25 protein-coding genes are annotated in these 25,793 nt (G+C 70.4%); 15 read left to right on the top strand and 10 right to left on the bottom strand.

Annotated elements, in window-relative coordinates; all coding sequences use genetic code 11:
• Positions 1 to 71 precede the first annotated feature (71 nt).
• Positions 72 to 1,838 carry a phospholipid carrier-dependent glycosyltransferase gene (locus AB0L71_RS14565; RefSeq protein WP_365242322.1) on the bottom strand — a complete coding sequence of 589 codons (1,767 nt, stop codon included), beginning with the start codon at positions 1,836 to 1,838 and terminating at the stop codon, positions 72 to 74.
• Between the two features lie 53 nt (positions 1,839 to 1,891).
• On the opposite strand from AB0L71_RS14565, the gene rsmI reads away from it, so the two are divergent.
• The 5 genes from rsmI to AB0L71_RS14540 all read left to right on the top strand — a co-directional run bounded on the left by rsmI (position 1,892) and on the right by AB0L71_RS14540 (position 6,193).
• Positions 1,892 to 2,788, top strand: a complete 897-nt coding sequence (gene rsmI / locus AB0L71_RS14560) for a 16S rRNA (cytidine(1402)-2'-O)-methyltransferase (RefSeq protein ID WP_365242320.1) — start codon at positions 1,892 to 1,894, stop codon at positions 2,786 to 2,788.
• Positions 2,789 to 2,945: 157 nt separating this feature from the next.
• A complete protein-coding gene (locus tag AB0L71_RS14555; RefSeq protein WP_365242318.1) occupies positions 2,946 to 3,335 on the top strand; it encodes a hypothetical protein in 390 nt (129 codons plus the stop codon).
• A gap of 84 nt (positions 3,336 to 3,419) precedes the next feature.
• Positions 3,420 to 4,286, top strand: a complete 867-nt coding sequence (locus AB0L71_RS14550) for a TatD family hydrolase (protein ID WP_365242316.1) — start codon at positions 3,420 to 3,422, stop codon at positions 4,284 to 4,286.
• Between the two features lie 93 nt (positions 4,287 to 4,379).
• Positions 4,380 to 5,303 carry a 16S rRNA (adenine(1518)-N(6)/adenine(1519)-N(6))-dimethyltransferase RsmA gene (gene rsmA, locus AB0L71_RS14545; protein ID WP_365242314.1) on the top strand — a complete coding sequence of 308 codons (924 nt, stop codon included), beginning with the start codon at positions 4,380 to 4,382 and terminating at the stop codon, positions 5,301 to 5,303.
• Entirely contained in the window at positions 5,300 to 6,193 is an 894-nt protein-coding gene (locus AB0L71_RS14540; RefSeq protein ID WP_365242312.1) for a 4-(cytidine 5'-diphospho)-2-C-methyl-D-erythritol kinase, read from the top strand. Before rsmA ends, AB0L71_RS14540 begins: the two co-directional genes overlap by 4 nt.
• Positions 6,194 to 6,309: 116 nt before the next feature.
• Here AB0L71_RS14540 and AB0L71_RS14535 read toward each other — a convergent pair whose 3' ends face one another.
• Positions 6,310 to 6,978: a lipoprotein gene (locus AB0L71_RS14535; protein WP_365242310.1), complete on the bottom strand. Its 669-nt coding sequence runs from the start codon at positions 6,976 to 6,978 to the stop codon at positions 6,310 to 6,312.
• A gap of 160 nt (positions 6,979 to 7,138) precedes the next feature.
• Between AB0L71_RS14535 and AB0L71_RS14530 the strand changes: the two genes are divergently transcribed.
• From AB0L71_RS14530 to AB0L71_RS14515, 4 genes are all read left to right on the top strand, one after another.
• Positions 7,139 to 8,956 carry an ABC-F family ATP-binding cassette domain-containing protein gene (locus AB0L71_RS14530; RefSeq protein WP_365242499.1) on the top strand — a complete coding sequence of 606 codons (1,818 nt, stop codon included), beginning with the start codon at positions 7,139 to 7,141 and terminating at the stop codon, positions 8,954 to 8,956.
• Between the two features lie 464 nt (positions 8,957 to 9,420).
• Positions 9,421 to 11,268, top strand: coding sequence for a PQQ-binding-like beta-propeller repeat protein (locus tag AB0L71_RS14525; protein WP_365242308.1), 1,848 nt, complete (start codon positions 9,421 to 9,423; stop codon positions 11,266 to 11,268).
• A 49-nt stretch (positions 11,269 to 11,317) separates the two neighbouring features.
• Positions 11,318 to 13,234 (top strand): PQQ-binding-like beta-propeller repeat protein, encoded by a 1,917-nt coding sequence (locus AB0L71_RS14520; protein WP_365242306.1) that lies wholly within the window; start codon positions 11,318 to 11,320, stop codon positions 13,232 to 13,234.
• A gap of 213 nt (positions 13,235 to 13,447) precedes the next feature.
• Entirely contained in the window at positions 13,448 to 14,140 is a 693-nt protein-coding gene (locus tag AB0L71_RS14515) for a LuxR C-terminal-related transcriptional regulator (RefSeq protein WP_365242304.1), read from the top strand.
• A gap of 33 nt (positions 14,141 to 14,173) precedes the next feature.
• Here the strand turns inward: AB0L71_RS14515 and AB0L71_RS14510 are convergent, their stop codons facing one another.
• Both AB0L71_RS14510 and AB0L71_RS14505 read right to left on the bottom strand, forming a co-directional pair.
• A complete protein-coding gene (locus tag AB0L71_RS14510) occupies positions 14,174 to 14,461 on the bottom strand; it encodes a hypothetical protein (RefSeq protein ID WP_365242302.1) in 288 nt (95 codons plus the stop codon).
• Between the two features lie 15 nt (positions 14,462 to 14,476).
• Positions 14,477 to 16,147 carry a sodium:solute symporter family protein gene (locus tag AB0L71_RS14505; RefSeq protein WP_365242300.1) on the bottom strand — a complete coding sequence of 557 codons (1,671 nt, stop codon included), beginning with the start codon at positions 16,145 to 16,147 and terminating at the stop codon, positions 14,477 to 14,479.
• Between the two features lie 229 nt (positions 16,148 to 16,376).
• Here AB0L71_RS14505 and galT point away from each other — a divergent pair, with 229 nt between their 5' ends.
• From galT to AB0L71_RS14485, 4 genes are all read left to right on the top strand, one after another.
• Positions 16,377 to 17,420, top strand: a complete 1,044-nt coding sequence (gene galT / locus AB0L71_RS14500; RefSeq protein WP_365242298.1) for a galactose-1-phosphate uridylyltransferase — start codon at positions 16,377 to 16,379, stop codon at positions 17,418 to 17,420.
• Positions 17,417 to 18,397, top strand: coding sequence for a UDP-glucose 4-epimerase GalE (galE, locus tag AB0L71_RS14495; protein ID WP_365242296.1), 981 nt, complete (start codon positions 17,417 to 17,419; stop codon positions 18,395 to 18,397). Before galT ends, galE begins: the two co-directional genes overlap by 4 nt.
• Positions 18,394 to 19,560 carry a galactokinase gene (galK, locus tag AB0L71_RS14490; protein WP_365242294.1) on the top strand — a complete coding sequence of 389 codons (1,167 nt, stop codon included), beginning with the start codon at positions 18,394 to 18,396 and terminating at the stop codon, positions 19,558 to 19,560. The genes galE and galK overlap by 4 nt, the downstream gene beginning before the upstream one ends.
• Positions 19,561 to 20,041: 481 nt before the next feature.
• A complete protein-coding gene (locus tag AB0L71_RS14485) occupies positions 20,042 to 20,833 on the top strand; it encodes a response regulator transcription factor (protein WP_365242497.1) in 792 nt (263 codons plus the stop codon).
• On the opposite strand, the gene AB0L71_RS14480 is transcribed toward AB0L71_RS14485, so the two are convergent.
• Positions 20,792 to 21,289, bottom strand: a complete 498-nt coding sequence (locus AB0L71_RS14480; protein ID WP_365242292.1) for a MarR family transcriptional regulator — start codon at positions 21,287 to 21,289, stop codon at positions 20,792 to 20,794. The two genes, AB0L71_RS14485 and AB0L71_RS14480, sit on opposite strands and share 42 nt — an antisense overlap.
• A gap of 86 nt (positions 21,290 to 21,375) precedes the next feature.
• Here AB0L71_RS14480 and AB0L71_RS14475 point away from each other — a divergent pair, with 86 nt between their 5' ends.
• Complete coding sequence (locus tag AB0L71_RS14475; RefSeq protein ID WP_365242290.1) at positions 21,376 to 22,173, top strand: trans-aconitate 2-methyltransferase; 798 nt, start codon at positions 21,376 to 21,378, stop codon at positions 22,171 to 22,173.
• Positions 22,173 to 22,535 (top strand): VOC family protein, encoded by a 363-nt coding sequence (locus AB0L71_RS14470; RefSeq protein ID WP_365242288.1) that lies wholly within the window; start codon positions 22,173 to 22,175, stop codon positions 22,533 to 22,535. Before AB0L71_RS14475 ends, AB0L71_RS14470 begins: the two co-directional genes overlap by 1 nt.
• Positions 22,536 to 22,548: 13 nt before the next feature.
• Here the strand turns inward: AB0L71_RS14470 and AB0L71_RS14465 are convergent, their stop codons facing one another.
• From AB0L71_RS14465 to AB0L71_RS14445, 5 genes are all read right to left on the bottom strand, one after another.
• Positions 22,549 to 22,809 carry a hypothetical protein gene (locus tag AB0L71_RS14465; protein ID WP_365242286.1) on the bottom strand — a complete coding sequence of 87 codons (261 nt, stop codon included), beginning with the start codon at positions 22,807 to 22,809 and terminating at the stop codon, positions 22,549 to 22,551.
• On the bottom strand, positions 22,806 to 23,156 hold the full coding sequence (locus AB0L71_RS14460) for a hypothetical protein (protein WP_365242284.1): 351 nt from the start codon (positions 23,154 to 23,156) through the stop codon (positions 22,806 to 22,808). Before AB0L71_RS14460 ends, AB0L71_RS14465 begins: the two co-directional genes overlap by 4 nt.
• Positions 23,157 to 23,266: 110 nt before the next feature.
• Complete coding sequence (locus tag AB0L71_RS14455) at positions 23,267 to 23,869, bottom strand: Uma2 family endonuclease (protein WP_365242495.1); 603 nt, start codon at positions 23,867 to 23,869, stop codon at positions 23,267 to 23,269.
• A 92-nt stretch (positions 23,870 to 23,961) separates the two neighbouring features.
• Positions 23,962 to 24,648, bottom strand: coding sequence for a TetR/AcrR family transcriptional regulator (locus AB0L71_RS14450; RefSeq protein WP_365242282.1), 687 nt, complete (start codon positions 24,646 to 24,648; stop codon positions 23,962 to 23,964).
• Positions 24,645 to 25,646 carry a fatty acid desaturase gene (locus AB0L71_RS14445; RefSeq protein ID WP_365242280.1) on the bottom strand — a complete coding sequence of 334 codons (1,002 nt, stop codon included), beginning with the start codon at positions 25,644 to 25,646 and terminating at the stop codon, positions 24,645 to 24,647. The genes AB0L71_RS14450 and AB0L71_RS14445 overlap by 4 nt, the downstream gene beginning before the upstream one ends.
• Between the last annotated feature and the right edge of the window lie 147 nt (positions 25,647 to 25,793).

The raw sequence follows: 25,793 nt of genomic DNA, 5'->3' as shown, positions 1-25,793 counted from the left end.
CTACCGATGATGGCCAACAACCACCAAGAGGCCGCAGTCGTCGACTGCGGCCTCTTGGTGCGTTTTCCCAGTCAGATCCAGGTGTCCAGCCACATCCGGTTCCGCCAGGACCCGTCCGGAATCGGTGTGCCCGTGTAGATCGGCCAGAAGTAGATGAAGTTCCAGATGATCAGCAGCACCAGCACGCCCGCTGCGATCGCCCCCACCATCCGCCGCCGTTCTCCCGGCGGATCACCGGCCACCAGGACGGGTTCCTCCCGGGACCCGGACCCCGCCGCGGGCCCCAGCATCGCGCCGATCATCATCGTGACCGCCAGACACAGGAACGGCACGAAGACGACCGCGTAGAAGAGGAAGATCGTCCGCTCCTGGTAGAGGAACCAGGGCAGCCAGCCCGCCGCCACCCCGCAGGCGATCGCGCCCGCGCGCCAGTCGCGCCGGAAGAACCACCGCCACAGGATGTACGCCAGGGCGAAGCACGCCGCCCACCACAGCAGCGGCGTCCCGATCGCCAGCACCTCACGGGAGCACTTGCCGGTCTCCGAGGCCGCGCAGCCCGGTTCCTCCGCCCAGAAGTACGAGACGGGCCGGCCGAGCACGATCCAGCTCCAGGGGTTGGACTGGTAGGTGTGTCCGGACGTCAGGTTCACATGGAATTCGTAGACCTGGTACTCGTAGTGCCACAGGCTGCGCAGCCAGTCGGGCAGCCACGTCCAGTTGCCGCCCCGGCCGTCGGTCTGCGCCCAGTCGCGGTAGTAGCCCTTGTCGGTGACGATCCAGCCGGTCCAGGAGACGAGATACGTGAGGATCGCGACCGGGACCGTCGAGACGAACGCGGGCAGCAGGTCCCGCTTCAGCACCGCCGTGTACGGGCGGACCGCGCCGGCGGTCCGGCGCGCGCCCACGTCCCACAGCACCGTCATCAGACCGAAGCCGACCAGGATGTACAGGCCGTTCCACTTGGTGGCGAAGGCCAGCCCCAGCATCAGACCGGCGACCAGGCGCCAGGGACGCAGGCCGAGGCGCAGCCGCTCCGCGACACCGGCATCCGGGCGCAGCACCCCCTCCTCGTCGACCGGCAGCGCGGCGGCGAGTCGGCTCCGCGCCCAGTCGCGGTCGATCAGCAGCGCACCGAACGCCGCCAGCACGAAGAACATCAGCACCAGGTCGAGCAGCGCGGTGCGGCTCATCACGAAGTGCAGCCCGTCCACGGCCAGCAGGGTGCCCGCCAGACATCCCAGGAACGTCGAGCGGAACAGCCGCCGCCCGATCCGGCACAGCATCAGCACCGACAGCGTGCCGAGCACCGCCACCATGAACCGCCAGCCGAACGGTGTGAAGCCGAAGAGCTGCTCACCGAGCCCGATGACCCACTTGCCGACCGGCGGATGCACCACATAGCCCGGATCCACCGGGATCTGCACCTTCGACGGGTCGTCGAGGATCAGCTTGTCGACGTCCTTGGGCCAGTTCCCCTCGTACCCGCGGTGGATCAGGGCCCAGGAGTCCTTGGCGTAGTACGTCTCGTCGAATATCAGCGCGTGCGGGCTGCCCAGGTTCCAGAACCGCAGCACCCCCGCGACCAGCGCCACCAGCAGCGGACCGCCCCAGGCGGACCACCGCACCAGGCGCTCGGCCCTGGGCGGGGAGATGCCGAGCACCGCCCACATCTGGGTGCTGGGCCTGGTGTACGGCGGAACCAGCCGTTCGCGCAGCCCGATCCCGGGCCGGGGCCGATGGCCGAAGCGGCGCAGCCGCTGCTGCCAGAAGGCCGGCTCTTCGCCGTGCGGTGTCCCGGCGTCTTGACCCTGTGGGGCTTCGGGCGCAGTACTCGTCACTGCGCCATCGTAGGGAACGCGTCTGTGCGAATGCTGTCGCCCGTGCTGGGAGGATGGCTTCTGTGACTGGAACGACTGGAACGCTGGTACTCGCAGGAACCCCCATCGGCGATGTGGCGGACGCCCCGCCCCGCCTCGCCGTCGAACTGGAGACGGCCGATGTCGTCGCCGCCGAGGACACCCGGCGGCTGCGCCGGCTCACCCAGGCACTCGGGGTCCACACCACGGGGCGGGTCGTCTCCTACTTCGAGGGCAACGAGTCGGCCCGTACGCCCGAACTCGTCGAGGCGCTGACCGGCGGCGCGCGCGTCCTGCTGGTCACCGACGCCGGAATGCCGTCGGTCTCCGACCCCGGCTACCGGCTCGTGGCCGCCGCCGTGGAGAAGGACATCAGGGTCACCGCGGTCCCCGGCCCGTCCGCCGTGCTCACCGCGCTCGCCCTGTCCGGACTGCCCGTCGACCGGTTCTGCTTCGAGGGCTTCCTGCCGCGCAAGGCGGGCGAGCGGCTCGGCCGGCTGCGCGAGGTCGCCGACGAGCGCCGCACCCTGGTCTTCTTCGAGGCCCCGCACCGGCTCGACGACACCCTCGCGGCGATGGCCGAGGTCTTCGGCGACGACCGCAGGGCGGCCGTGTGCCGGGAGCTGACCAAGACCTACGAGGAAGTGAAGCGCGGCCCGCTGGGCGAGCTGGCGGCCTGGGCGGCCGAAGGGGTACGCGGCGAGATCACCGTCGTCGTCGAGGGCGCGGCCGAATCCGGCCCCGAGGAACTGGACGCCGCGGAACTGGTACGCCGGGTGCGGGTGCGCGAGGAGGCGGGGGAGCGGCGCAAGGAGGCGATCGCCGCCGTCGCCGCGGAGGCGGGGCTGCCCAAGCGGGACGTCTTCGATGCCGTCGTCGCGGCAAAGAACGCGGAGCGAACCGGTTCCGCGGACGGCAAAGGACGGGCGTGAAAGGTAAAGCGCGAGCCGCGCGCCGGGCTCTTCTGCCACGCGGAGGCCAAAACCGCTCCAACACTCGACAGGCCTGATGCCTTTGGGCTGGTGAGGGCGTCCACTGGACCAAGGACACGTTCTTCGGAGTGCCTGTCCGACGGACCAAGGAGCAGCCATGAGTGAGAGCGCAGTGACCACCGTGCACGAGGCCTATGCCTTCGCCTGCATGAGGTGCGGATACGGCTGGGAACAGGCTTACGAGATAGAGCACCACGTCGACGGTTCGGACAACGCCTTCGTCATATACAAGGCGGACGGCGAACGGGTGCCCTCACCCCTGTCCACACCGACCTGCCTGAACTGCGACGGGCACGTGGTCCGGATCATGCGGTCCGGCCGGGTCTCGACCGTCCAGCAGGCGCTCCGCACCCCCCGTCGGACCCGGTCGGCGGGCGGCCCCGCCGACGTCCGCGCGGGCGACCCGGTGGCCGCCGCGGTCGCACCCGCGGGTGGTGGACGCCACCGGCAGCTCTCCAGCCTGCTGCGCCCTTTCCACCGCGGGTAGCGGCACCGACCAGCTCCCCCCACGCGCAGCGGCACCGGCTTCCACCGCAGGGCCCATCGGCCCGGTGCTCGTACGATCGTCTTCATGAGCCGTACCGAAGCCCCGCCGCTGCCCGAACCCCTCCGGGTGCCGGTCGCCGATTCGCACACCCACCTGGACATGCAGGACGCGACCGTCGAGGAGGGCCTGGCCCGGGCCGCGGCGGTCAATGTGACCACCGTGATCCAGGTGGGCTGCGACGTGGCCGGTTCGCAGTGGGCCGCCGAGACCGCCGCCGCACACCCGAACGTGCACGCCGCGGTCGCCCTGCACCCCAACGAGGCGCCGCGCATCGTGCACGGCGACCCCGACGGCTGGTCGCGGCAGGGCGCACGCGAGGGCGGCGGGCAGGCGGCGCTGCACGAGGCCCTCGCCGAGATCGACGCGCTGGCCGCGCTCGACCACGTACGGGGCGTCGGCGAGACCGGGCTCGACTACTTCCGTACCGGGCCGGAGGGCATGGCCGCGCAGGAGGAGTCCTTCCGCGCCCACATCGAGATCGCCAAACGGCACGGCAAGGCGCTCGTCATCCACGACCGCGACGCGCACGCGGACGTGCTGCGCATCCTCGCCGACGCGGGCGCCCCCGAGCGCACCGTGTTCCACTGCTACTCCGGCGATGCGGAGATGGCCCGGATCTGCGCGGACGCCGGGTATTTCATGTCCTTCGCGGGCAACGTCACCTTCAAGAACGCCCAGCCGCTGCGCGACGCGCTGGCCGTCGCGCCGACGGAACTGGTCCTGGTCGAGACGGACGCGCCGTTCCTCACCCCCGCCCCCTACCGCGGGCGGCCCAACGCGCCGTATCTGATCCCGGTCACGCTGCGGGCCATGGCGGAGGTGAAGGGCGTGGACGAGGACACCCTGGCGTCGGCCGTCTTCGACAACACGGCCCGCGCATTCGACTACTGACCGGTGCCGGCCGGCATCCCGCCAGCCGGCCGACCGGACCGTGCGCGGGACGTGGCGGGGACCACGGCCGTGCCGCGGCCGTAGGCTTACCGGGTGAGCACCACTGAGCCCGATGCCCTCCTGGGCCCCGCAGACATCCGCGAGCTGGCCGCGAAACTGGGCGTACGCCCGACCAAGCAGCGCGGCCAGAACTTCGTCATCGACGCCAATACGGTCCGCAGGATCGTGCGGACGGCGGAGGTCCGCCCGGACGACGTCGTCGTCGAGGTCGGTCCGGGGCTCGGTTCGCTGACCCTGGCGCTGCTGGAGGCGGCGGACCGGGTCGTCGCCGTCGAGATCGACGACGTACTGGCGGGCGCGCTGCCGGCCACGGTCGCCGCCCGCATGCCGGGGCGCGCCGACCGATTCACCCTGGTGCACTCCGACGCGATGCTGGTCCGTGAGCTGCCGGGCCCGGCACCGACCGCGCTGGTCGCGAACCTTCCGTACAACGTCGCCGTGCCGGTCCTGCTGACCATGCTGGAGCGCTTCCCGTCCATCGAGCGGACCCTCGTCATGGTCCAGTCCGAGGTCGCCGACCGGCTGGCCGCGCGGCCGGGCAACAAGGTCTACGGTGTGCCGTCGGTGAAGGCCAACTGGTACGCCGACGTCAAGCGGGCCGGGGCCATCGGCCGCAACGTCTTCTGGCCCGCGCCCAACGTCGACTCCGGTCTGGTCTCGCTGGTCCGGCGCACCGAGCCGGTCACCACGAGCGCGAGCAGGACCGAGGTCTTCGCAGTCGTCGACGCGGCCTTCGCCCAGCGCCGCAAGACGCTGCGGGCGGCCCTGGCCGGCTGGGCGGGTTCCGCACCCGCCGCCGAAGCGGCCCTGGTCGCGGCCGGGATCTCGCCCCAGGCCCGCGGCGAGGCGCTGACGGTCGAGGAGTTCGCCGCCATCGCCGAGAACAAGCCGTCCGGGCCGGCCGGGGACAACACCTCCGAGACCTCCGGCAGCACGCACCCCGGGACGGGCGAGTGAGCGTCACCGTCCGCGTCCCCGCCAAGGTCAACGTCCAGCTCGCGGTCGGTGCCGCGCGCCCCGACGGCTTCCACGACCTGGCCAACGTCTTCCTCGCCGTCGGCCTGTACGACGAGGTCACCGCCACCCCCGCCGACGAGCTGCGCATCACCTGCTCGGGTCCGGACGCCGCGAAGGTCCCCCTGGACACGACGAACCTCGCCGCCCGCGCCGCGATCGCGCTGGCCGAACGGCACGGCATCGAACCCCGGGTGCACCTCCACATCGCCAAGGACATCCCCGTCGCGGGAGGCATGGCGGGCGGCAGCGCCGACGGTGCGGCCGCCCTGCTGGCCTGCGACACCCTCTGGTCCACCGGCGCCACCCGGCAGGAGCTCCTCGACATCTGCGCGGAGCTGGGCAGCGACGTCCCGTTCAGCCTGGTCGGCGGCGCGGCCCTCGGCGTCGGGCGCGGTGAGCAGCTGACCCCGATCGAGGTCGGCGGCACCTTCCACTGGGTCTTCGCGGTCGCCGACGGCGGCCTCTCCACCCCGGCCGTCTACGGCGAGTTCGACCGGCTCACGGCCGGCACGAACGTCCCGGAGCCCGCCGCCTCCGCCACGCTCCTGGACGCGCTGCGGACCGGTGACACCGCCGCCCTGGCGGACGCCTTGAGCAACGACCTCCAGCCCGCCGCGCTCTCCCTGCGCCCGTCCCTGGCCGACACCCTCGCCGCGGGCACCGCGGCCGGCGCCCTGGCCGCCCTGGTCTCGGGCTCCGGGCCGACCACCGCGTTCCTGGTGGCGGACGAGGAGTCGGCCCGGAAGGTGGCCGAGGCGCTGGTCGTCTCGGGGACGTGCCGCAACGCGCGGACCGCGGTCTCCGCGGCGCCGGGGGCCGTGGTCCTGTGAACTCCGGGTACGTCGCCCGTCGCCCGTAGACTCCGCACCCTGTGCGACGAGTAAACGCGTACGTCTTGCGTAAGGGGGCGGGCAAGGGTGAGCGGACGCCCGTCCCCGCCGCCCCGTCACCCCAGCCGCACGCTCTTCTTCGCCAGCTCGTACGCCGGGAGCATCGCCTCGTGCTCCTCCGTGTCCATCCCGCCCAGGTGGACCACGACCGGGCCGTCCGGGGTGGAGACGGCGAACGCCCGCTCCTTCTTGCGCTCGTCCAGCAGCTCGCTGTAGACCGTGTAATCGACCTCGGTCGCGGTCAGGTCACCGGCCTTGATCTCGGTGTAGGTGAACTTCTCCGCGCCGTCCTCGTCCGCCGCGAACCTCTCCAGGGCCCGTCGTGGGGTGCCGTCGGACTTCTCGCCCTGCCACACCCGCAGATACCCGATGTTCCCCGTGGGCTTCGCGTCGATCTCGCAGATCAGGACGGCCCCGCCCTGCACCCCCAGCGCGGCGCCTATCTCGGAGTCCTTGTCGACATGGGCGGCCTTCGGCTTCCAGGACGCCGCGAGGTCGAAGGAGACGGGCATCGGGCAGGCCGAGCCGGGGGCGCCGACCGAGCCCGCCTTGGCGGCGGTCTTCCCGGCTGCCTCCGTCTTCTGCGCCGGCTTCTCGCCGGACGCCCCCGTGTCCTCCCCGACGTCCGCGTACCGCGACTCGGACGCACAGCCCACCAGCACGAACGCCGCCAGCAGCGCCGCCGGAACCATGCCCCGCACGGGTCTGCGCACAGCGCCGCGCACGGTGCCACGCACCTTGGAATTCCCCACCGATGTCCCCACTTCCGAGATGCCCCGAGCGCTTCCGACCGGGGTCGCGCCCCTTGATCGGTTGCCGCACGCTAGCGCAGCCGCGAGCCGATTACCCTGGGATATCGATCGATCCCCCGTGAGCAGGAGCGAAATGGCCGTCAATCTGATCAATGTCGAGCAGGTCAGCAAGGTGTACGGCACCCGTGCCCTGCTCGACGGTGTGTCCCTCGGAGTGTCCGAGGGAGACCGGATCGGTGTCGTGGGCCGCAACGGCGACGGCAAGACGACCCTCATCCGGATGCTCGCCAAGCTGGAGGAGGCGGACAGCGGCCGGGTCACCCACAGCGGCGGGCTGCGCCTCGGCGTTCTCACCCAGCACGATTCGCTCGACCCGCAGGCGACCATCCGCCATGAGGTGATCGGCGACCTGGCCGACCACGAGTGGGCGGGCAGCGCGAAGATCCGCGACGTGCTCACCGGGCTCTTCGGCGGCCTCGCCCTGCCGGGCTTCGAGCACGGCCTGGACACCGTCATCGCCCCGCTCTCCGGCGGGGAACGCCGCCGCATCGCCCTGGCCAAGCTGCTCATCGCCGAGCAGGACCTGATCGTGCTCGACGAGCCGACCAACCACCTCGACGTCGAGGGCATCGCCTGGCTGGCCGGCCATCTGCGGGCGCGCCGCTCGGCCCTCGTCTGCGTCACCCACGACCGCTGGTTCCTCGACCAGGTCTGCACGCGCATGTGGGACGTCCAGCGCGGCACCGTCCACGAGTACGAGGGCGGCTACAGCGACTACGTCTTCGCACGGGCCGAACGCGAACGGATCGCCGCCACCGAGGAGTCCAAGCGGCAGAACCTGATGCGCAAGGAGCTGGCCTGGCTGCGCCGCGGCGCCCCCGCCCGCACCTCCAAGCCCCGCTACCGCATCGAGGCGGCCAACGAACTGATCGCCGACGTGCCGCCGCCGCGCGACACGAGCGAGCTGATGAAGTTCGCCAACGCCCGGCTCGGCAAGACCGTCTTCGATCTGGAGGACGTGACGGTCCAGGCCGGCCCCAAGACGCTGCTCACCCACCTCACCTGGCAGCTCGGCCCCGGCGACCGGATCGGTCTGGTCGGGGTCAACGGCGCGGGGAAGACCTCGCTGCTGCGGGCGCTGGCCGAGGCGGCCCGTACCGAGGGCGACGTCCAGCCCGCCGCCGGGAAGATCGTCGCCGGCAAGACCGTCAGGCTGGCCTACCTCTCCCAGGAGGTGCACGAGCTCAACCCGAACCTGCGGGTGCTCGAAGCGGTCCAGCAGGTACGCGACCGGGTCGATCTGGGCAAGGGCCGGGAGATGACCGCCGGTCAGCTCTGCGAGCAGTTCGGCTTCTCGAAGGAGAAGCAGTGGACCCCGGTGGGCGACCTCTCGGGTGGCGAGCGGCGCCGGCTCCAGATCCTGCGCCTGCTGATGGACGAGCCGAACGTCCTCTTCCTCGACGAGCCCACCAACGACCTCGACATCGAGACCCTGACCCAGCTGGAGGACCTCCTCGACGGCTGGCCCGGATCGATGATCGTCATCTCCCACGACCGGTTCTTCATCGAGCGGACCACGGACCGGGTGATGGCACTGCTCGGCGACCGCACGCTGCGGATGCTGCCGCGGGGAATCGACGAGTACCTGGAGCGCAGGCAGCGGATGGAGGAGGCGGCCACGCCCTCCGCCGTACCCGTGGCGGCCACGGAGAAGCCGGCTTCGGCCCCGGCCCTCTCCCCGCAGGCCGCACGCGCGGCGAAGAAGGAACTCCAGAAGGTGGAGCGGCAGCTCGACAAGATCTCCACGCGGGAGACCGCGCTGCACGCCCAGATCGCGGAGCATGCGACGGACTTCGAGAAGGTGGCGAAGCTGGACGCGGAGCTGCGTGAACTGGCCTCGGAGCGCGATGAGTTGGAGATGCGCTGGTTGGAACTGGCCGAGGACGCCTGATCGCTGGGGCCCCATCGGTGCGACCGGTGGGGTCCGTGGGGCGGGTGACGGGACGAGAGCCCGTCCGGTGCGGGAATGTGGGGGCGCCTGTCCGAACGGGCGCCCCTTCCTCGTGCGCGCGAGGATCGGCGGGGTCGGCCGCGGGGCCGAGAAGCCGACGGAGCCGCTGAAGCCGACAGCGGGCCCTGGAAGCCGAGGTGGGGCCGGATCCGAACGAGCGCCCCAGGCGTAACGAGGGCATCACGGGCCGGTTTTTCCTTGGGAACAGGGGGTGGACTGTCCCGGTCGCCGAGGGACGGTCGGTGGTACAAAGAAGCCCCGCTCGACTGTCGTGACGCCGCGGGATCCATGCCTGATTCGCTCCTTTCCGGAGAGTTCAAGGGGGCTTGTCGGACTCCTTGGGGCCTGCGGAATCGCGGGGGAGAACGGAACGGGCACCGGACCGCACAAAGGGGGACGCGCTGATGACTCAGCCACCCAGCCAGCCATCGCCGCAGGGAGGGTTCGGCGCGCCGCAGGAGCCGCCGCAGGGGAGTCCTCAGCCGCCCCAGGGTCCACCGCCGGGCGTGCCACCCCAGGCTCCGCCGCCGGGCATGCCGCCCCAGGCTCCGCCGCCCGCGCAGCCCGGCTACGCATACCCGCCCGCCCCCGGCCAGGCACCGGGTCAGGCCCCCGGTTACGGCTACCCCCAGCAGCCCGGTCCGTACGGTCAGCAGGCGCAGCCCGGCCCGTATGCACAGCAGCCGGGCCCCTACGCCCAGCCCGGTCCGTATGCCCAGCAGCCGGGCCCCTACGCCCAGCCGGCACAGCCCGGTTACGGCTATCCGCAGCAGTACCCCGGCGCTCCGGTCCCCGGTGGCCCGGGGGGCGGCGGCTCCTCCAAGCGCAGGACCGGGCTGATCATCGGTGCCGCGGCTGCCGCGCTCCTGGTGATAGGCACCGGCGTCTTCGTTGCCGTGAGCGGCGGTGACGACGAGAAGAAGCCCGTCGCGGAGAAGAGCGGTGAGGCCGGTCCGAGCAGTTCGCCCTCCGTCGACGAGGGCGACGGCAGTGGGGACGGCCGCGATGCCGACGACGACCTCAACGCCGGTCGCAAGAAGGGCGAGGCGAAGGTTCTCTGGCTGCAGAAGAACGATGTCGACCTGCCGCGCAACGGCTCGGACGTGTACGGCCCCTGGGTCGCCGGCGACACCGTGGTCAAGGGCATGTACCGCTCGGTCGTCGGCTACTCGGTGGCCGACGGCAAGAAGAAGTGGACGCTGAAGCTGCCCGCCGACCTGTGCGCGGCGCCCTCGCAGCCCACCACCGACGGCAAGATCGTCATCGGGGTCGAGAACGGCACCACCGACAAGGCGGACTGCGCCGACCTCCAGATGATCGACCTCAACACCGGCAAGGCCGGCTGGAAGAAGTCGGTCAAGCAGAACGGTGTCTGGGACATGATGTCGGACATCTCGCTGGCCATCAGCGGTGACACCGTGACGGTCGGGCGCACCGGCAACTCCAACGCCTACCGGGTCAGCGACGGCAAGGAGCTGTTCGGCAAGCCGTCGGGCATCTGCCAGCCGTTCGCCTTCGCGGGCGGGGCCAAGCTGATCGCCGCCGCCAGCTGCCGCACCGACGACGTCGACAATCCGCAGCATCAGATCCAGGAGCTCGACCCGGTCACCGGGAAGCCCAGGTGGACGTATCAGCCCAAGCGCGGCTGGGAGATCGACCGGGTCTACTCGGTGAGCCCGCTCGTGGTCTCCCTGAAGAAGGACAAGCAGTGGAGCGTCCTCGCCCTCAAGGAGAACGGCACCTTGCGCTCCTCGATCGTCAGTGACAAGGGCGACACGTTCGCACCGGACTGCGGCAGCTCCTTCGCCATCTTCGGCAAGTCCCTGGACGGGTGCACCGGTGTGGCCGCCGACGCCAACACCTTCTACATGTCGACCTCGCCCGACTCCAGCGGCAGCGCCCGCACGAACAAGGTCGTGGCGTTCGACCTGAACACCGGCAAGTCGAAGTGGAAGGCCGCCGCCCCGGCCGGTCGCACGGTGAAGCCGCTGCGGATGGAGGGCGGCAACGTGCTGCTCTACGTGGAGGCCGGATACGAGAAGGGCGGCGGGATCGCCACCCTCGCACCGACCGGCGGCACCGTGCGGATGCTGCTGCAGCACCCCGCGTCGACGGCCGGGATCGAGAGCACCTTCTACAACGAGAAGATCGTCTACGCGGACGGCCGTTCCCTCATCGCGAGCGGACGGGTCAGCGCGCGCAACGACAAGGAAGAGCTGGAGACGAAGACCATGATGGCCTTCGGCAACTGACGGCTCATCGCCCCACCGACTCCCTCCCCCCTCCAGAGGTACGTACGACATGACGCAGCCCCCGCAGCCGCCCAACGAGCCGTCCGACAAGCCGCCCCAGAGCGGCACCGGTGCCCCGCAGAATCCGCCGTCCGCGGAAGGATTCGGTGCCCCGACCCCGCCTCCGGCAGGGGGGTTCGGCGCCCCGACCCCGCCGCCCGCAGGCGGATTCGGCGCCCCGCAGACCCCGCAGGCCCCGCCGCCCGCAGGCCCGGCGCAGCAGCCGGCTCCTGGCTACGGCTATCCGCAGGGGCAGCCCCCGCAGCCGGGTTACGGCTATCCGCAGGCCCAGCCGCCGCAGCCCGGTTACGGCTATCCGCAGGCGGCCGCGCCCGGTCAGCCGCCTCAGGGGTACGGGTTCTCGCAAGGTCTGCCGCCGGGCCAGCCGCCGCAGCAGGGATACGGCTATCCGACGAGCCCGATGCAGCAGCCGTACCCGCCGCAGCAGAACGGGCCGGACAAGGGGGGCAAGAAGTTCAGCACCCAGATGCAGATCATCGTTGCCGCGGCCGTCGCCGTGGTGCTGATCATCGGCGTGGGTGTCTGGTTCTCCGCCGGCGGGGGCGACGACGGGAAGAAGGACGAGGCGTCCCGGTCCGGCGGCGCCACCGCGGGCAAGGACGCCGGTCAGGGCGGGGCCGCCGATGGCGCAGGGAAGGAGAAGGCGCCGACGGACACCACGTCCAAGGTGGCCTTCAAGCTTCCGGAACCGAAGGTCGGTGACGTCACCACGGTCGACGGTTCCTGGCTGACCGACAAGGCGTATGTGAAGACCGGCGTCAACGAGATCGTCGGCTACGACCTGGCCAAGGGCACCAAGCTGTGGTCCCTCCCGCTGGAGGGCCAGCTCTGCGCGGCCTCCCGGCACATGTCCAAGGACTACAAGACGGCCATCGCCTTCCAGGCCGGCAAGCCGACCAAGGCCAAGAAGTACCCGCCGTGCAACCAGGTCGGCGCGATCGACCTGAACACCGGCAAGATGATGTGGAACAAGTCGGTGGTCGCCGCCACCAGCGGTGACGAGCCGGTCCGGTACGACGAGATCACGCTCAGCGGCACCACGGTCGCCGCGGCCGGCACCCAGGGCGGCGTGGCGTTCGACCTGGAGACCGGCGCCGAGCGCTGGAAGCCGAAGGTCTCCACCGACGGCTGCTACGACGCGGGTTACGCCGGCGGCGAGGCGCTCGCCGTGGTCCGCAGGTGCGGTACGTACGACGACCCGCAGCTCGTCATCCAGGCGCTGAACCCGACCACGGGCGCCCCGCTCTCCTCGTACAAGATGCCGCCCGGCGTCGAGTACGCGAGCATCGTGTCCACCAAGCCGCTCGTCGTCGCGGCCGACGTCGGCGAAACCGCGGGTGACGGCAGCGGCATATCGGACTTCTTCTCGATCGACGCCTCCACCGGCAAGCTGCTCACCCGGATCGCGGCGGACGGCGAGAAGTACGCCGCGCGCTGTGGTTCCACCGAGGTCGAGAGCTGCCGGAAGCTGGCCGTCGGCAACAACCGCATCTATGTGCCGACCGAGGACCACGAGGGCACCGGCGAGTACGGCGACACCAACGAGATCGTCGCCTTCGACCTCACCACCGGAAAGCTGACCGGTGACCGGGCCGACGCGGGCGACCGCTACACGATGTTCCCGCTCCGCATGGACGGCGGAAACATCATCGCGTACAAGACGCCCCCGTACGACAAGGGTGGCCAGATCGTCTCCATCGACGGCACCACCTTCAAGCAGACCGTGCTGATGGAGAACCCGAGCGACGAGGCCGTCCGTGACGCCGAGAGCGGCTTCTCCTCGGACTACTCCGAGATGCTCTACTCCGACGGTCACCTGTACATATCCGAGATGATGGTCAGCAAGCCGAGCGGGAGCTCGCTGGACGACAAGGACTACCTCGCCCTCTCCTTCGCCACCGGCTGATCCACCGGCGGCACCTGGCATCCGGCCCTGCCGGTCGATCATTCGACCGGCAGGGCCGATCGTTTTCCGTCTGCCGGTCAGCCTCGGGCAGCGCATAATCCGACACTTCTGGGGCCTTCTCAGGGGTAAGGGCTCCAGAACGTCGAACAAGCGTGTAGCTTGCCGGGTCAGGGCGGGCCGGGGGGCCTGGCGCCGGTGCTTTGGGGGTGCTCGATGGGCGTGCGGCTCATGGTGGTCGATGATCACAGGCTGCTCGCCGAGGCGCTCGCCTCGGCGTTGAAACTGCGGGGCCACCGGGTGCTCGCGGCGACCGCGCCGACGGCCGGGGCCGCGGAGCTGGTGGTCAGCAGGGCTCCGGAGGTCTGTCTGTTCGGCACCGCGGCACCGGCCGAACCCGGTGCCTTCGATCCGGTCGTACGGATCCGGCGGGAGCGCCCGCAGGTGGCCGTGGTGGTGCTCGGGCCGGTGCCCAGCCCGCTCGGCATCGCGGCGGCCTTCGCGGCGGGTGCCGCGGGCTATGTGCGGCACGACGAGCGCATGGAGGGCGTCGAGCGGGCGATGATCAAGGCGCGGGCCGGAGAGGCCGCGGTGGCGCCGCAGCTGCTGCAGGACGCCTTCGCCGAGCTGCTCGATCCGACCGCGGCGCCGGACGACGAGGGGCAGCGGCTCCTGGAGACGCTCACCCCGCGCGAGGTCGAGGTCCTGATGCGGGTCGTCGAGGGCGAGGACACCCGGATGATCGCGGCCGGGATGCGGATCGCGTCGAGCACCGCGCGGACGCATGTGCAGCGGGTGCTGATGAAACTGGGCGTCGGCTCACGGCTGGAGGCAGCGGCGCTCGCGGCCCGCACGGGACTGCTGGACCGGGTGGCCACGGACAGACCCGGGCCCGGCGGCATCGGTTGATGCCGCCGGGCCCGGGCGCCGGAGCGGTGTGCGTCAGTCGTCGGCCGGAGCCGGAGCGTCGGACGGCGTCTTCATCGGACGCAGCTTCAGCCAGAGCAGGAAAAGCAGACCGAGGACCAGCATGGCCAGGCCGGTCCACAGGTTGATGTGGACGCCCTCGGCCTTCTTCAGGTCCGCGTCGGACGGGTTGATCCCGGCGATGGTGACGATCACGCCGTAGACCACGAAGAGGCCGCCGATGATCCGCCGGATGTCGAAGAGACGGGCCGCGGTCGCGGACTTCTGCTCCAGTTCGGAGACTTCCTTGCGCAGGTCGGACATGGTGAGTTCCTCCGATCAGAACGAGTAGGGGATGTAGCACAGGGCGGCGAGGACGACGGCGCCCCAGCCGAGCAGGGCCGGCTTGCGGTACCAGGCGCTGTCGCCCTCCTCCGGTGCCTCGTCGGCGTCCGGGGATTCGGTTCCGTAGACCAGACCGGCCAGTTCCTTCTCCGGCTTCGGGGCCGTGAACAGCGTGACGACGACCATGACCACCGCACCGGCGACGAAACCGACGATCGCGGAGACGAAGTTGGCGCCCTGGTCGGTGGGAATGCTGATGATTCCCTGCTTGTAGATCACGAAGTAGTTGATCATCGCGGCGGTGGTACCCGCGACCAGGCCCCAGACACCGGACTTCATCGAGGCGCGCTTCCAGAACATGCCGATGATGAAGACCACGAACATCGGGACGTTGAAGAAGGAGAACAGCGTCTGGAGGTAGCTCATGATGTTCGAGAAGCTCGCGGCGATGAAGGCCGTGCCGATGGAGGCCAGCACGCCGATCGCCGTGATGAGCCGGCCGAAGCGCAGGTAGTACGTGTCCGGGCGGTCCTTCTTGACGTACCGCGCCCAGATGTCGGTCGTGAACACCGTGTTGAACGACGACACGTTTGCCGCCATACCGGCCATGAACGCGGCCAGCAGACCGGTCACCGCGATGCCGAGCACACCGTTGGGCAGCAGTTCCTGCATCAGCACGGGGATGGCGTCGTTGTAGGTCAGGTCGGAGCCGGAGGTGCCGATCTGCGGCACGACGACGGCGGCCACCAGGCCCGGGATCATCACCAGGAAGACGATGAACATCTTCGGGAACGCGGCGATCAGCGGGGTGCGCTGGGCGGCGGAGAGGTTCTTCGCGGACAGCGCGCGCTGCACCTCGGCGAAGTTGGTCGTCCAGTAGCCGAAGGAGAGCACGAAGCCGAGGCCCAGGACGATCGTCAGCCAGTTGGCACCGAGCGGGTTCGCGTCACCGATGCCGGTGCCGCCCCAGGCGGAGAGGAAGTTGGAGCCGTGGCTCTTCTCCAGCGACCCGGTCAGACCGTCCCAGCCACCGACGCGCTTGAGACCCAGCAGGGTCAGCGGGATCAGGGCGGCGAGGATGACGAAGAACTGCAGCACCTCGTTGTAGATCGCCGAGGAGAGACCACCGATGGTGATGTAGACGAGGACGAAGAGGCCCGCGACCACGATGGCGACCCACTGCGGCCAGCCGAGCAGCGCCTCGACGACGATCGACAGCGCATACAGGTTGACGCCCGCGATCAGGATGGCGGCGAAGGCGAAGAGCACGGAGCTCAGCAGGTGCGCCGACTTGTCGAAGCGCTGGAGCAGGAACTCCGGCACCGAGCGGACCTTCGACCGGTAGTAGAACGGCATCATCACCAGGCCCAGGAAGACCATGGCCGGGATGGCGCCGATCCAGTACCAGTGCACGACCGCGACACCGTACTGGGCTCCGGTCGCCGCCATGCCGAGGATCTCGGTGGCACCGAGGTTGGCTGCGACGAAGGCGAGGCCGGTGACCCAGGCGGGCAGCGAACGGCCGGAGAGGAAGAAGTCGAGGCTCGTCTTCACGCTTGCCCGTGCGGCGAAGCCGATACCGAGGACGACGACGAAGTAGATCGCCAGGATCGTGTAGTCGAGCCCGTTCGTGGGGAGCCGAAGCCCTTCGGCCAGGTAGTGCATGTGGGGGTACCCGCTTCGTTGCGCGAACTTAACGCGAAGGAAACTACGCTCATATGTTCAAAAAATGAACACTTTCTCTGGGGTTCTTTGTTTGATCGTGATCGTATGCCCGTGATTCCTGGGGAGAGGCCCGAGAGATTCTGCTCACACCCCCCATCTCGCCCCTCATTCCATTGACGCGAATGTTCACTTGTGGTTTCTTGTGTTTGGTTATGTTTGGAGGAACCTGGTGAAGAAGACGGTTACGAGGCTCGCTGACGGCCGGGAGCTGCTCTACTACGACAGCCGCGAGGACACGGTGCGTGACGCCGTCGACGGACGGCCCCTCGACGCCGTCTCGACCTCGTCCGAGATCCGTCGTGACCCGCTGCTCGGCGACAGCGTCGCCATCGCCTCGCACCGCCAGGGCCGCACCTACCACCCGCCGGCCGACGAGTGCCCGCTCTGCCCCTCGCGCGAGGGCCGGCTGAGCGAGATCCCCGCGGCGGACTACGAGGTCGCCGTCTTCGAGAACCGCTTCCCCTCCCTCGCCGGCGACTCCGGCCGCTGCGAGGTCGTCTGCTTCACCTCCGACCACGACGCGTCGTTCGCCGACCTCACCGAGGAGCAGGCCGCCCTGGTCCTCGCGGCATGGACCGACCGCACCGCCGAACTCGCCGAGCTGGAGCAGGTCACCCAGGTGTTCTGCTTCGAGAACCGGGGAGCCGAGATCGGTGTCACGCTCGGCCATCCGCACGGGCAGATCTACGGCTACCCCTTCGTCACCCCGCGCACCCAGCTGATGCTCCGCTCGATGGAGGCCCACCGGACCGAGACCGGCCGCAACCTCTTCGACGACGTGGTGGCCCGCGAGGAGGAGGACGGCTCACGGATCGTCCTCAGCGGCGAGCACTGGGTCGCCTTCGTGCCGTACGCGGCGCACTGGCCCTACGAGGTCCATCTCCACCCGCGCCGCCGCGTCCCCGACCTGCGCGAGCTCGACGAGGCGGCCCGCGCCGAGTTCCCGCGGATCTACCTGGAGCTGCTGAGGCGGTTCGACCGGATCTTCGGCCCCTCGGAGCCGCCGACCCCGTACATCTCGGCCTGGCACCAGGCGCCGTTCGGTGTCCCCGGGCGTGAGGACTTCGGGCTGCACCTGGAGCTTTTCACCATTCGACGCACCTCCGGCAAGCTGAAGTTCCTCGCCGGTTCGGAATCCGGCATGAACGTGTTCATCAACGATGTGCCGCCGGAGGCCGCGGCCCAGCGACTGCGAGAGGTAGCGAGCGAGTGAGCAAGCCCCAGAGGAAGTACCTGGTCACCGGTGGTGCGGGTTATGTCGGCAGCGTGGTCGCCCAGCATCTGCTGGAGGCCGGCCACGCGGTCACCGTCCTCGATGACCTGTCGACCGGGTTCCGCGAGGGCGTCCCGGCCGGGGCCGCGTTCATCGAGGGCCGCGTCCAGGACGCGGCGAAGTGGCTGGACGCCTCCTACGACGGAGTGCTGCACTTCGCCGCGTACTCACAGGTCGGCGAGTCCGTCACGGACCCGGAGAAGTACTGGGTGAACAACGTCGGCGGCTCCGTCGCGCTGCTCGCCGCGATGCGGGACGCCGGGGTGCGGACCCTGGTCTTCTCCTCCACCGCCGCGACCTACGGCGAGCCGGCCACCACCCCCATCACGGAGTCCGACGCCACCGCGCCCACCAACCCCTACGGCGCCACCAAGCTCGCCGTCGACCACATGATCACCGGCGAGGCGGCCGCGCACGGACTGGCCGCGGTCTCGCTGCGCTACTTCAACGTGGCCGGGGCCTACGGCGCGTGCGGGGAGCGGCACAGCCCCGAGTCGCACCTCATCCCGCTGGTGCTCCAGGTCGCGCTCGGGCAGCGCGAGTCGATCTCCGTGTACGGCGACGACTACCCGACCCCCGACGGCACCTGCGTCCGCGACTACATCCACGTCGCCGACCTCGCCGAGGCCCACCTGCTGGCCCTGGACGCGGCCACCGCGGGCGAGCACCTGATCTGCAACCTCGGCAACGGCAACGGCTTCTCGGTGCGCGAGGTCATCGAGACCGTCCGCGAGGTCACCGGCCACCCGGTCCCCGAGATCGCGGCCCCGCGCCGGGCCGGCGACCCCGCCGTGCTGGTCGCCTCCGCCGCCACCGCCCGGGAACGGCTCGGCTGGACCCCGTCCCGCGCGGACCTGACCGGCATCGTCTCCGACGCCTGGACCTTCGCCCGCCGTGAGGAGCGCACCGCCCCATGACCGACCACAGTGAGCTGACCGCCTCCTTCGCCGAGCTGTACGGAAGCGCCCCCGAAGGGATCTGGGCGGCCCCCGGCCGCGTGAACCTGATCGGCGAGTACACCGACTTCAACGACGGCTTCGTGATGCCGCTCGCGCTGCCGCACACCGCGCGGGCCGCCGTCGCCCGCCGCACCGACGGCGAGCTGCGGCTCCACTCCACCGACGTGCCGGGCGGTGTCGTCCGGCTGCGGGTCGACGAACTCGCCCCGCGCCAGGGGCACGGCTGGGCCGCGTACCCGGCCGGAGTCGTCTGGGCGCTGCGCGAGGCCGGTCACCCGGTCACCGGCGCGGACATCCAGCTGACCTCCACCGTTCCCACCGGTGCCGGGCTCTCCTCCTCCGCGGCCCTCGAAGTCGTCACCGCGCTCGCCCTGAACGACCTCTTCGAACTGGGGCTCTCCGCCTCGGAACTGGCTGTCCTCGGCCAACGCGCCGAGAACGCGTTCGTCGGTGTCCCGTGCGGGATCATGGACCAGATGGCCTCCGCCTGCTGCACCGAGGGCCACGCCCTGTACCTCGACACCCGCGACCTCACCCAGCGCCAGGTCCCCTTCGACCTGGCCGCCCACGGGCTGCGGCTGCTGGTCGTCGACACCCAGGTCAAGCACGCACTCGGCGACGGCGCGTACGCCGAGCGCCGGGCCGGCTGCGAGGCGGGGGCCGCCGCGCTCGGCCTGCGGACGCTGCGCGACCTGCCCCACGAGCGGCTCGACGCCGCCCTGGACACCCTGGCCGAGGGCGGCGCGGACGAGTCCGTGGTGCGCTACGTACGCCATGTGGTCAGCGACAACGCCCGGGTCGAGCAGGTCATCGCCCTCCTCGACGCCGGCGACGTGCGGGCCGCGGGCCCGGTCCTGGACGCGGGGCACGCCTCGCTCCGCGACGATCTGCGGGTCTCCTGCGCGGAGCTGGACCTGGTGGTGTCGGCGGCGGGCAAGGCCGGGGCGCTCGGTGCCCGGATGACCGGCGGCGGCTTCGGCGGCTCGGCGATCGTGCTGGTGGACGAGGCGCAGGCGGACACCGTCTCCCGGTCCGTGCTGGAGGCCTTCGCCGCTGCGGGTTTCGCGACGCCGCGGATCTTCCCCGCCGTTCCTTCGGCGGGTGCCCGGCGCCTGGCCTGAGGCAAGCGGCCAGCGCGGCCGCGGTGACCCCGGGCGGACGGTCCCGCCCGGGGTCACCGCGTGTTTCCGGCAGAGGCCCGTATCCCGGCATCCCAGCCCCTCGGCCGGGAGCGGGGGAGAGCGGGGGCGCCTGTCATCGCACAGCCGCCGGCTCCACGGCCCGTGCCACCCTTTGTCCACTTCTGTCACAAGACGGAACAACTGACGCACACTGCGGGGTGTGGAGCCTTTCAGTTCTGCGATTTGCCTTCCGCTCCGGCGTCCCGGCCTTACTCTGATGCACAGCGCCGGTGGGGGCCGGTGCTGATTCAGGGGTACGAGACAGTCGGGTACGGCACCCCGGGGCGGGTTGCAGTCGGCACACACGGCGGCGGCCGTGTGACTGCGGTCCATCGCCTCGACCGGGTGGCCGTACCCGCGCCGTTACGACCCTCCGACGGGCCGGGGGTGGCCCAGCAACAGACAGGGCATGGGGGTGCCTGTGGCGCGTATCCGGGTTCTCGTGGTGGACGACCACCGAATTTTCGCCGAATCGCTCGCGGCGGCGCTCGCGGCCGAGCCGGATGTCGAAGTGGCGGCGGCGGGCAGCGGGCCCGCCGCGCTGCGATGTCTGGAACGTGCGGCCGCGGAGGGGCGGGGCTACGACGTGATGCTGGTCGATGCCGAACTGGGCGTCCTGGCCGCGGCGGGAGGCCGCCGGGTTCCGGTTCCGGTCCCCCGTGACGCGGAGGGTGGCCCGGTGGACGGCATCTCACTGGTCGCCGGGGTCCGTTCGGGCAGGCCCTCGGTGCGCACGGTGGTGCTCGCCGAGAAGGACGATCCGCTCCGCGCCGCACGGGCGCTGCAGGCCGGGGCGTCGGGATGGGTCGCCAAGGACTGCTCGCTGCAACGGCTGCTCCTGGTCATCCGGGGCGTGCTGCGGGACGAGACGCATCTGCCCCCGGCCCTGCTCACCGGGGTGCTGAGGGAGCTGACGGCGGCGCGGAAGCACCGCACCGAGAGCGAGGAGCTGATCGAGTCGCTGACCCCGCGCGAGCACGAGGTGCTGCGCTGCATGGTGGCGGGTCTGGGGCGCAAGGCGGTGGCGGAGCGGCTCTTCCTCTCGCCGCACACGGTGCGTACCCACATGCAGAACGTGCTGGGCAAGCTGGGAGTGCACTCGACGCTGGCCGCGGTCGCGCTGGCCCGACGGGCGGGAGTCGGCCCGGCGGAGCCGGAACCGGGCCGGTCGCTAACCGGGGATGTTGTCGAACGGGGCAGTCAACTGGCGTAGCAGTCCGGCCAGTTCACTGCGCTGCCGACCGGAGAGCTCGCCCAGAATCGCTCGTTCCTGGACGAGCAGGCCCGCCAGGGACTGGTCGGCCTTGTCGCGCCCCTCGGCGGTGAGCCGGACCAGGACGCCGCGGCGGTCGCTGGGGTCGGGGAGCCGCTCGACGAGGTTCTTCTTGGCCAGCCGGTCGATGCGGTTGGTCATGGTGCCCGAGGTGACCAGGGTCTGGGTGAGCAGCTGCCCGGGGGAGAGCTGATAGGGGGCGCCGGCGCGGCGCAATGACGTCAGTACGTCGAACTCCCACGGCTCCAGCTCGTGCTCGGAGAAGGCGATGCGGCGGGCCCGGTCCAGGTGGCGGGCCAGGCGGGAGACGCGACTGAGTACCTCGAGTGGTTCCACGTCGAGGTCGGGGCGCTCGCGGCGCCATGCAGCGACCAGTCGGTCGACCTCGTCCTCCATGTGGATCAGTGTAGAGGGTCTGTCGACATGAAGTCTCTTGAATTCAAGTGTCTTGACATCGAGATAATTCTGACGATCCTGGTTCCATGACCGCACCCTCCTGGGATCCGCAGCAGTATCTGCGTCACGCGGACCACCGAACCCGCCCCTTCCTCGACCTGCTGGCCCGTGTCGCCGATCCCCCGGCCGTCCCCGCGCCACGCATCGCCGACCTCGGCTGCGGAGCGGGGAACGTCACCGCCCTGATCGTCGACCGCTGGCCACAGGCCCGGATCACCGGCTACGACAACTCCCCGCAGATGCTGGAGCGGGCCCGCGCCCACGCCGGCCCGCTGCTGGACTTCGCCGAGGCCGACGCCACGACCTGGACCCCCGCGGAGCCCTACGACCTGATCGTCTCCAACGCCCTGCTCCAGTGGGTCCCGGGCCACGTCGACCGCTTCCCGGCCTGGCTGGACGCGATCACCCCCGGCGGCACGTTCGCCTTCCAGGTCCCGGGCAACTTCGACCGGCCCAGCCACGTCCTGATGCGGGAACTCGCCCAGTCCCCGCGCTGGCACAACCGGCTGGCCGGCGTACTGCGCCACGGCGACGCCGTCCTCAGCCCCACCGCCTACCTCGACGCGCTGACGCGCCCCGGCATCACGGCGGATGTCTGGGAGACCACGTATCTGCATCTGCTGCACGGCGCGGACCCGGTCCTCGACTGGGTGAAGGGCACCGGCCTGCGCCCTGTCCTGACCGCCCTGGCCGACGACCCCGACGCCCGCGAGGCCTTCCTCGCCGAATACCGCGACCTGCTGCGCACCGCCTACCCCGAGGGCCCGCACGGCACCGTCTTTCCGTTCCGGCGCATCTTCGCCGTGGCCCGTAAGGGGCGGTGATGATCGCCGCCCTCGACCACGTCCAACTGGCCGCCCCCGAAGGTTCCGAGGACGCCCTGCGCGCCTACTACGCGGACACCCTCGGCATGACGGAGATCGCCAAACCCCCGGCTCTCGCGGCCCGCGGCGGCTGCTGGTTCCAGGTGGGCCCGGTCCAGCTCCACCTGGGCGTCGAACCCGGCTTCCGCCCGGCGAAAAAGGCTCACCCGGGCCTGCGTGTCACGGACATCGAGGCCTTCGCGGCCCGGCTGGAGGCGCACGGCGCCGAGGTGCGCTGGGACGACGAGCTGCCGGGGCACCGGCGCTTCTTCAGCCACGACCCGGTGGGCAACCGGCTGGAGTTCCTGGAGCGGGTCGCCTGACGGCCGGCCGGGTTCAGCCGTACCAGGTGACGTTGCAGATATACACGCATGCGTGGCGTGGGACGGCGAGGAAGCTGAGGAATCCGCGCCCGCCCATGAGATCGAACTCTCGGAGGCCACCTTCTCTGTCGAGCGGTCTGCCGACCTTCACCGCATCGTGCCCGAGCGCCGCGAGCTCAGTGGCGAGCCGCTCGACTTCCGCCACGACACCGGGCGGCAGCCCACCCGTGATGTATTCCGCACTGGGGTTGTAGTCCCACGTCCAGCCGGTCACAGCAGTCCGGCCTCCGCCTCGGCCGTCTCATGGATGCGCCGTATCTCAGCGATCGCTTCGGTCGGATCCTCCTCGCCCGCGTCCACGATCCGCTCCAGTGCGCGCAGCCGGGTGGCGTGGTCGGGGTGCCGCTCGATCGCTACGAAAACGGCCCAGGAGTGGATGAATGCCCGCAGCGGAGCGAGGCTCTGCGCCTGTTGTGCGTGGGTCGTGGCTTCGAACAGATGTTGGGTGAGCGCGGGAATGCGGCTGGGAGCGATCCGGGCAACTGCGGATCGCAGGGCATCGGGCGTGAGTTCGGGCATGGGGATCAGCGGTCCGTACGGGCCGTCGGGCTGAGCGCTCACGGTGACCTCCGGTGCGGGTGGTTCGGTCCTCGTACGGTACCGACTAGTGGTGCTGGTGGGGTGTGCGCCCGGGGTGATCGACCGTGCGCGATGGTCCGTGCCCAGTGACCTCACAGCGCGTTCAGCGCGTCCAGCGTGATGTCGATGTCGATCGGGAACGGGACACCGGTCTTCAGCCGGTCGTGATGGATCCCGGTCAGGGCGTATGCCCTGGTCACCGGGTCCAGCTCGTAGACCCGCACCACCGGGTGCTGATCGGTGCCGGCCATGTCGACCAGCCAGAAGTTCGGGATTCCGGCCGCCGCGTACTTCTGCGGCTTGGCATTGCGGTCGCGGGCCTCGGAGTCAGGAGAGACGACCTCGACGGCGAGGAGAACGTCGGCTGCCTGGAAGTGGGTCAGCTCAGGGCCGGTGACGGCTTCGGCGCGGACCACGGAGATGTCGGGCTCGGGGCCGTTCCGGCGGTCCAGCACCACAGTCATCTCGCGGCGAATCTTCACCTCGGGCGACGCCGCGCCACGCAACCCGACGATCAGCAGATCGATCATGGTGCTGTGAAAATCGCGCTGTGGACTCACAAAAACCAGGCTCCCGTCGAGCAGTTCGGTGTGCGGCGGGAGATCGGGCAAGGTGAACAGGTCGTCCACCGTGTATCCGTCCTGCGGGGGCACCGGCCAGCGGCTGCTGTGCCCGGTGATCGGCTCGGCGGTCATGGTTCCTCCCATGGACGGGATTCTTGGCCCTATCGACCACAGTAGAGGTGGTCTTCCCCACGCGTCATCACAACGAGTGACCGGCCGCCCGTTCAGCTCTTGCGGTGCCCTATCAGCCGTGGCTTCGACTCCAGGTTCTCCAGACCGTGCCAGGCCAGGTTCACCAGGTGGGCAGCGACCTCCGCCTTCCTCGGCTTGCGGGCGTTGACCCACCACTGGCCGGTCAGGGCGACCATGCCGACCAGCGCCTGGGCGTACAGCGGGGCAAGCTTCGGGTCGAAACCGCGGGCCTTGAACTCCAGACCCAGGATGTCCTCCACCTGGGTGGCGATGTCGCTGATGAGGGAGGCAAAGGTGCCCGTCGACTGGGCGACGGGGGAGTCGCGCACCAGGATGCGGAAGCCGTCCGTGTACGTCTCGATGTAGTCGAGCAGCGCGAACGCGGCCTGCTCCAGGAGCTCACGGGGGTGACCGGCCGTCAGGGCGCTGGTCACCATGTCGAGGAGCCGGCGCATCTCGCGGTCGACCACGACGGCGTACAGCCCCTCCTTGCCGCCGAAGTGCTCGTAGACGACCGGCTTGGAGACACCGGCGCGGGAGGCGATCTCCTCGACCGAGGTGCCCTCGAAGCCCTTGTCGGCGAAGAGCGTGCGACCGATGTCCAGCAGCTGCTCGCGGCGCTCCTTGCCGGTCATCCGCACCCGGCGGGTACGCCGGGCGGGGGAGGAACGGGAGTTCTCGCTGCTGGTACTGGAGTCGGTCGCCACGTCCTCCATCATGCCGCGTCGGCACCTGCGCGGGCGCGCGGGGAGTCGATACGGCGGGAGGCGATCCGGGCGGAGTCCGGCCAGCGCACGTCATGCGCCCAGCCCAGCTTCTCGAACCAGCGGATCAGCCGGGCGCTGGAATCGACCTGCCCCTTCATCACACCGTGCCGCGCGCTGGTCGGGTCCGCGTGGTGCAGGTTGTGCCAGGACTCGCCGCAGGACAGGACCGCCAGCCACCACACGTTGCCGGACCGGTCACGGGACTTGAAGGGGCGCTTGCCGACCGCGTGGCAGATGGAGTTGATCGACCAGGTGACGTGGTGCAGCAGGGCCACCCGCACCAGAGACCCCCAGAAGAACGCGGTCGCCGCACCCCACCACGACATCGTCACCAGACCGCCGACCAGCGGCGGCAGCGCCAGCGACACGATCGTCAAGGTGACGAAGTGCCGGGAGATGCCACGGATCGCCGGATCCTTGATCAGATCGGGCGCGTACTTGTTCTGCGGGGTCTGCTCCTCGTCGAACATCCAGCCGATATGGGCCCACCACAGGCCCTTCAGCAGCGCGGGCAGGTTCTCGCCGTAACGCCACGGCGAGTGCGGGTCCCCTTCCGCGTCGGAGAACCGGTGGTGCTTGCGGTGATCGGCCACCCAGCGCACCAGCGGGCCCTCCACGGCGAGCGAACCCGCCACGGCCAGCGCAATGCGCAGCGGGCGCTTCGCCTTGAAGGAACCATGGGTGAAGTAGCGGTGGAAGCCGATCGTGATGCCGTGGCAGCCGATGAAGTACATCACCACGAGCAGGCCCAGATCGAGCCAGCTCACGCCCCGGCCCCAGGCCAGCGGCACCGCGGCGACCAGCGCCACGAACGGCAGCACGATGAACAACAGAAGGGCGATCTGTTCGACCGAACGTTTGTTGTCCCCGCCGAGCGTGGCGGAGGGAAGGACCTGATCGTCGGCCGCTGATCGCCGGGCGTCGTCGATCGCGGCGGGGCTGGTGTTCATGCGGAGTCCCCTGGGGATGAGGAATGACGGAAAGCCCTGGCTACGCCTCCGTAACCTACGGCCACGTAAGTATGGCAGCGCACGGGCCCGCCGCACGAGAGCACGACGAGCCGTTCATGAACGGCGAACCCGATCGGGGCGCGAGCC

This window comes from Streptomyces sp. NPDC052052, from assembly GCF_040680455.1.
Taxonomy (GTDB): Bacteria; Actinomycetota; Actinomycetes; order Streptomycetales; family Streptomycetaceae; genus Streptomyces.
This window is presented reverse-complemented; position numbering and strand designations above follow the sequence as displayed.